The 1,685-nt window shown below is 26.8% G+C and carries 2 protein-coding genes; both read right to left on the reverse strand.

What is annotated here, in order from left to right; all coding sequences use genetic code 11:
* The coding region (locus ACWOBP_RS08085) for a G5 domain-containing protein (protein WP_455338258.1) at positions 1-810 on the reverse strand (810 nt) is incomplete at its 3' end.
* 782 nt (positions 811-1,592) lie between these two features.
* Complete coding sequence (locus tag ACWOBP_RS08090; RefSeq protein WP_455338259.1) at positions 1,593-1,682, reverse strand: IS3 family transposase; 90 nt, start codon at positions 1,680-1,682, stop codon at positions 1,593-1,595.
* Positions 1,683-1,685 lie beyond the last annotated feature (3 nt).

Raw genomic sequence — 1,685 nt, forward strand, 5'->3', positions numbered from 1 at the left:
AATGGTTTTTACTCCCTCTACTCCTGCTGTTTTTTCTTTTTCTACACCTTTGTCTAAAGTTGCATCGTCCTGTTTAACAGTTTTAAATGGAATTGGTTGAGTTTCCGTAAATTCTTTTTCTACTTCTGTCACCACTGGTTTTGTTCCTACTAGAACTACTTTGTTTACTGGTTGTTTCGTTACTTCTTCTTTTACTTTCGTTCTAGTATTCGCTACTTCTTTATTTTCTTTGAATTTAGCTTTGTAAGTAATGGTTTTTACTCCCTCTACTCCTGCTGTTTTTTCTTTTTCTACACCTTTGTCTAAAGTTGCATCGTCCTGTTTAACAGTTTTAAATGGAATTGGTTGAGTTTCCGTAAATTCTTTTTCTACTTCTTTCGCTACTGGAGGGATAGGTTTATTTTCTTCACCTCCTACTAGTGGAACTTTTTCAGATGATCTTCCAGCAAATTCTAAAACTTTATTATAACGATTAATTAATACATTCTTTTGAGCCTTATATTCATCTTTAATAGAAGTCACTAAATTCCTAAGAGTCTCAGCTTCTTCTTCAAAGAATGGATCAAAACTGTCATGATCATTGTCATTAATATATTCGTCAGCTTCATCTAGTAATTTTTTAAGCTGTTTTTGATATCCCAACTGTTCAGCATCTGGAATCTCTTCATCTTCAGGTGGTATTTCATTTTCAGCTTCAGCTGCTATTACAGTAGAATTACTTGACATACTAGGAACATTTAACGAAATAAACACTCCATTAAATAATAATAAAGAACCTGCGAATACCGCAATGTATTTCTTTTTATCCATACTACTTCTCCTTTAATTTATACTAATTTTCATATTTTATATAGAAACGACCACGTTCATTATAATATACAACAATACCCCTTTCAATAAAATAGCTAGGTATTTAATAAACGTTTTTTTAATATTTTTATATAATAGATATAATATTTTGATATTAACTATTATTTTAAACACTCTAAAAACTTAATAATGCTAACGCTTTAAATAGATTCTCTTTTGTTTCTCACTCTATTCATATTTATAAGAATAAAGCTTAAATATTATACAATTTATAGAGAATAAAAACTTATAATTCATATAAGTATTAAAAACATAATTGATAACTAGTATCATTTAATATTTCTATTAATTGAGTAAGAAAACTTGACTATACCTTTAAGATGATTTTTGTTAATTTAACATATAATAAGATTATAATCTTCAAATCATTAAATATCCTCATTTTTATCCGATATTTATTATTTTTCATTAAAGTTTATAAATCTATCTATAAACTAAGAGGAGATATGCTGATTTTTCACTGCATATCTCCTCTTTTATTTAACTAGTTATCTAATCCTAAAAAAATTTTAATTTTAAAGTTATTTTCTTTTATCTTTAAAATATACTCTAATGAAAAATACTAAACAAATACCTAATATACCTGGAATACTAATATCTCAAGTATTTTCTCCGATTTTTGTCAATACCTTCCTTATTTTTTTATAACATCGTCTTCTTTTGATAATTCTTGCTTAAAACTCATAATTGATATGTACCCAAAATTCTGGACACATATATATTTAATTTAGGCAAGTGGATGTTATCCTGTATTGTACAGGAGGCATCCATTTTGTTTTTGATTGAATTCTCTTGTTGTTGTAATAATTTATATA

Source organism: Gemella parahaemolysans (assembly GCF_053758945.1).